The following is a 4888-nucleotide window of genomic DNA, read 5'->3' on the forward strand; positions in this document are numbered from 1 at the left end:
TTCGACCGCTTTTTTATCAAGCTAAACCTTACATCATTGGTGTACGGTTTTTATGTAGTAACTTCGCAATAATATTTTCTACTGATTGCTCCATTTGTACGCCTAAACGCTGAGTCAGATTTTTCTTCTCTTTGAAACTTAGCTCAATCACCTCTTTTTCTTTTACCGCATTCAACAATAAATCATCACTTGTTGAAATTTCATCGACTAAATTAAGCGCCAATGCTTGTTTACCGAACCAATGTTCGCCGGTAGCAATTTTTTCAATCTCTAATTGCGGACGATTTTGTGCCACAAATTGTTTGAATAATTCATGAGTTTCTTCCAATTCTTGCTGGAATTTTTGTTTGCCTTTCTCAGTATTTTCACCGACTAAAGTGACGGTGCGTTTATATTCACCGGCAGTCATCACATCCACATCAATATCGTGTTTTTTCAGTAAACGATGAATATTCGGCACTTGTGCCACTACACCAACCGATCCGATAATCGCAAAAGGTGCCGAAACAATTTTATTCGCCACACACGCCATCATATAGCCGCCGCTTGCCGCTACTTTATCTACTGCGACAGTCAGTGGAATATTGTGATCACGTAAACGCTGTAACTGTGACGCCGCTAAGCCATAGCCGTGAACTACACCACCAGGGCTTTCCAATTTAAGCAACACTTCATCTTCCGCTTTAGCTAGTGATAGTACCGCACTAATCTCTTTAGCTAATGCATTAACCGTACTGGCTTGTACGTCACCGTTAAATTTCAAAACGAATAGGCGAGATTTTTCCGCTTCGGTTTTCTCTCCGCCTTCTTTAAGGCGTTTTTTCTCTGCTTTCGCTTTTTCTTTAGCGGCTTTTTTCTCATCTTTTTCCTGCTGTTTCTGCTCTTCTTCGCTGAGGAAAAAACTCGCTAAAGCTTTTTGCTGTTCTTTATATTTTTCGGTTAAATTCGTCATGGAAATTACGCCATTTTCAGGTTGTTTTTTCGCTTCTAAAATCAACATAACAACAACCGCAACAATGCCGAATATCGTAAGTAATTCCAATAAGAAAATACCGTAATTAAGTAAAATTTCTTTCCACATTCTGTGAGATTCCTTTTGTAAAAATAGAATTAATTTTGACCGCTTGTTTCCGCTTCTAACATATCGACCACCGCTTGTGCCGCCTGTGTATCCGCATCACATTGAATCAGTTTATGTAATTCAGTAAAACGTTGTTTTAATTCGTTTCGCTGTTTTTTATGGTCTGCATCATCCGCCAAATAATTACCCAAATACCATGCTAAATTTTCCGGATTACATTCGTCTTGAATTAATTCAGGCACTAACATTTCGTCCGCTAATAGATTAGGTAAGGAAATATATTTAGTTTTCACTAAACGTTTAGCCAGCCAGTAAGTGCTAGCTTTCATTTTGTAACCCACTACCATCGGTGATTTGCACAACATCCCTTCTAACGCCGCAGTGCCGGAAGCAAGCAAGGTGGCTTCTGCCGCAATCATCGCTTGGCGAGTATTGCCTTTAAGAATTTCCACCCCCAGATCCGGCGCAATTTGCGCTTTAATCTGTTCAAATTGGGCAATGCGCTTATCATTAACTAACGGCACTAAAAATTCTAATTCCGGATATCTCTGTTTAAGAATCTGTGCGGCTTTTAAAAACGGCTCTGTTAAAAAGCCAACTTCGCTTGCTCGGCTACCCACTAAAATTGCAAGATAACGTTTTGTTTCATCTAATTCCAAAGCAGCACAAGCTTCAGAACGGTTCGGTTTTAACGCAATCGCATCCGCCATTGTATGACCGATAAAACGGCAAGGCACATTAAAACGATCATAGAACGCTTTCTCAAACGGTAAAAATGCCAATACTAAATTGGTCGCTCGTGCAATTTTATGTACACGGCTCTGACGCCATGCCCAAACCGATGGGCTAACATAATGAATAGTCTTAATTCCACTCGCTTTGAGTTTTTCTTCAACCGTTAAATTAAAATCAGGGGCATCAATACCAATAAAAATATCCGGTTTTTCCGCCAGCATTGTTTCAATCATTTGCTTACGGCGTTTGAGCAAACGGGGCAAATGTTTTACCACTTCTGCTAACCCCATCACCGCCAGCTCTTCCATATCGAATAAGGTTTCACAACCGGCTTGTATCATTCGCGGTCCAGCAACTCCAATAAAACGGGCATTCGGATAATGTAATTTAAGGGCGTTAATCAACCCGGCACCAAGAATATCACCAGAAATCTCACCGGCAACTAGAGCAATAAGAGGCGCTTCTTTTGTCATCATAATTTCACTCTCATTAATTATTCATTTAATTACTTTTATTATAGGCTGATTATAACCAATCACAATATAAAAATAGCCCGAGTAATGAAAAGTTTACACAGGCTGTCAATGAACAATTTACAATTTACAATTTACAATTTACAATTTAAGCATGTTGTGCCATAAATTTAATTTCAATAAATACTGTATGTTAAAAAATCCCCAATCCAACAACTAGAGAGGGGCGAGGTCTACCTAAGGAAATAAAACTCGGTCGTTTTAAAGTTTCAGCCGTTCAACTTGCCATTTAGAGCCGCTCTACCTTGAGCAGAGTGCAAACAGAAAGAACTCAAGGGAGCGATTAGAGCGGCTTTAAATAGCACCTGTGTTTACTCCCACAGGTAGGAGGTTTACATACAAACTTCTAACATTAATTAATCGTCACAACTTGCATTTAAGTACGCTTCTAGTGCATTTTCAAATGCGGTTGTACCAGCTAATTCATCTGCTATTACACTAAATCCGTTAGTTCGTAACAGTGTCAGAACTTCATCTTCAAGCCTGAAATAAGGCTTATCAGATTCATCAGGCGGTGCGCCTAAAATCACGTTGTCGTAGTAACTCATACATACCCCTAATACTCATCAGAAAGCGCACTAAAGGATAATTTTACAAACACTTTAAAAACATAACGGAGTACCTAAAGTGCGCTTTCGGATGAATACCGCCACCAAGGCAGCGGTGTGATTGCAGGATATTTATAACCACTCTCAAGGCTTTATTTCTGTATATTCAGCGATTCTTCTTTCGTGTCGATTCCGTTTCGCAACATAGGGAGCAAAAGCGGAAAGTAGTTTTGAATGGTTGCCTGTTTAACCCAACAGGCAAGGGCTTTTAATTTTCGCTTACTTACTTGCACCTCATTGTGTGCGACCAGTTTTCAGCTAAACAAATTATCGGTATTACGCTTTCAGTAATTCTGTTTGAGCGGTGGATCTATATGGTCTTCCACGCTTTGACTAACTCATCACCATCGGGCGATAACTTGTTTTTGATTAAATTGTTAAAGAGCATTGCCTTTCGGCTAGGGTAGAACCCTTATTCAAGCCCTCCGATTGAGGGCTTAGTAAAGATTCTTGTTACAGTTTAAAGCCTTGATTTCTAGCAATTTGAAGTGAGATTTCGTAGACTTTATCCATCACTTCTTTTTTTACCCAATCTACGCTTTCAAATAATTTTCTTGCTTCTGCTAAGGTTTTGCCTGCTCTGTCGGCGTAATCTTGTAATACTTCGTTGATAATGAACTGCTTTAGCTCTTGTGCGTTGTTGAAGTTTGTCATGTTGTTTTCTCCGTGTTTGTTTGTATGGGTGCACAATAAAGAAAACCTTATATTAAGTAAAGATAAATTTAAGAAAATCTTTATATGGATAAGAATTAAGTAAGGAAAAATTTATAATTTATTGATATTCAAAGAAAAATAATTTTAGAAAAGTTGTTTGATTGCTTATTTTTTAATCAGTGAAGGGGTAAAAATAGGGAAATGTGATTAAATTTGGCATTAAGTTTAGAAGAAGCGGGGATTAACACGGCGACATTGATGTCGGAAAGATAAAGGAAAACCGCCATGAGGGGCGGTTTATTTCGAAGAAGGGAACAATCCTTTTACAATAGAAATAAATGCTGCAAGGATATTAATTGTACAAACAGTCGTAAAAATGCCTAGAGCAGTATCATTTAGAGGTTTGTTATTTGCAGGGCTGAGAAAGTAAGCTAAGAATAAAAACATCCAAAAAGCAATAGTATATTTAGCAAATTCATAAGCCTTATTTGCGTACTCTCTACGCATTCTTCGATCATCTTTGCTTTTAAAGTTTTGCTCTTGAAGGGCTATTACTTTTTCTCGTTCAAGTTCTGCTTTAGCTGTATGATTCTTCTTTGTCTTTCTAGGTTCAATATCTATTTCTTCTTTGCTTTTAGCTTGCTGTTTTAAAGCATTTTGAGCATGAAGTGTAGTTTCAATCTTAAACCTTTCTATCAAACAACTCCTGATCAGTCATAACAGTCCCGACAGGTCGTTTTCTCCATGCTGTTCCTTCTTGGTGTGTCATATCTGACAGCGTCCAGCCATCAAATCCACCATAAACATGAATGATTTCATCTAGAAAATACTCATCTCTCGCCTCTAGCTGACTATCAAATGGTGTCCCAAAAATATTTTTTGAAGGCACTTCGATATTTCCACCGCCATTATCCTTAAATTCATAGTAAATAGACGGAATGACAGGACCATATGGCCAACGCATAAAATTATCATCAATTAAGCGGGCTCTTAATTTCTTGATATACCAAGATTGAGCAAAAAACATTAATTTTTGCAACTTCATTGGAGTCAAATTTGGTAACTCATTAGGCGTTTCTTGAGCCTTACGGATAAAGGCATTTGCAATTTGCATTGCTGAATAAGCCATAATTTCCTCCTTAAATAAACAGTTTAAGGTACAAAAATAGCCTATGTAACTAGTTATTTACACAGGCTGTCAAAGATCAATTTACAGTTTAGTATATTTTGCCATAAAGTTTCTTTTCAAGGAATAACATATAGCAAAAGTTTTGGGA

The 4888-nt window shown here is 37.9% G+C and carries 6 protein-coding genes; all 6 read right to left on the reverse strand.

Annotated elements, in window-relative coordinates; all coding sequences use genetic code 11:
* Positions 1-28: 28 nt before the first annotated feature.
* Positions 29-1081, reverse strand: coding sequence for a protease SohB (sohB, locus tag HMPREF0027_RS01395; RefSeq protein ID WP_005621539.1), 1053 nt, complete (start codon positions 1079-1081; stop codon positions 29-31).
* A gap of 29 nt (positions 1082-1110) precedes the next feature.
* A complete protein-coding gene (lpxB, locus tag HMPREF0027_RS01400; protein WP_005621540.1) occupies positions 1111-2292 on the reverse strand; it encodes a lipid-A-disaccharide synthase in 1182 nt (393 codons plus the stop codon).
* 413 nt (positions 2293-2705) lie between these two features.
* The gene (locus tag HMPREF0027_RS01405) at positions 2706-2897 is read right to left on the reverse strand and encodes a hypothetical protein (protein WP_005621542.1); all 192 of its coding nucleotides are present in this window, start codon (positions 2895-2897) and stop codon (positions 2706-2708) included.
* A gap of 513 nt (positions 2898-3410) precedes the next feature.
* The gene (locus HMPREF0027_RS01410; protein ID WP_005621543.1) at positions 3411-3611 is read right to left on the reverse strand and encodes a hypothetical protein; all 201 of its coding nucleotides are present in this window, start codon (positions 3609-3611) and stop codon (positions 3411-3413) included.
* A 297-nt stretch (positions 3612-3908) separates the two neighbouring features.
* A complete protein-coding gene (locus HMPREF0027_RS01415; protein WP_005621545.1) occupies positions 3909-4310 on the reverse strand; it encodes a hypothetical protein in 402 nt (133 codons plus the stop codon).
* Positions 4294-4740, reverse strand: coding sequence for a Panacea domain-containing protein (locus HMPREF0027_RS01420; RefSeq protein WP_005621546.1), 447 nt, complete (start codon positions 4738-4740; stop codon positions 4294-4296). The genes HMPREF0027_RS01415 and HMPREF0027_RS01420 overlap by 17 nt, the downstream gene beginning before the upstream one ends.
* Positions 4741-4888 lie beyond the last annotated feature (148 nt).

Source organism: Actinobacillus ureae ATCC 25976 (assembly GCF_000188255.1).
In the GTDB taxonomy this organism is placed as follows: domain Bacteria; phylum Pseudomonadota; class Gammaproteobacteria; order Enterobacterales; family Pasteurellaceae; genus Actinobacillus; species Actinobacillus ureae.

Excerpts from the sequence above, each read along its gene's own strand:
- sohB (WP_005621539.1), bottom strand. The coding sequence starts at position 1,081 with ATGTGGAAAGAAATTTTACTTAATTACGGTATTTTCTTATTGGAATTA.
- lpxB (WP_005621540.1), bottom strand. The coding sequence starts at position 2,292 with ATGATGACAAAAGAAGCGCCTCTTATTGCTCTAGTTGCCGGTGAGATT.
- HMPREF0027_RS01405 (WP_005621542.1), bottom strand. The coding sequence starts at position 2,897 with ATGAGTTACTACGACAACGTGATTTTAGGCGCACCGCCTGATGAATCT.
- HMPREF0027_RS01410 (WP_005621543.1), bottom strand. The coding sequence starts at position 3,611 with ATGACAAACTTCAACAACGCACAAGAGCTAAAGCAGTTCATTATCAAC.
- HMPREF0027_RS01420 (WP_005621546.1), bottom strand. The coding sequence starts at position 4,740 with ATGGCTTATTCAGCAATGCAAATTGCAAATGCCTTTATCCGTAAGGCT.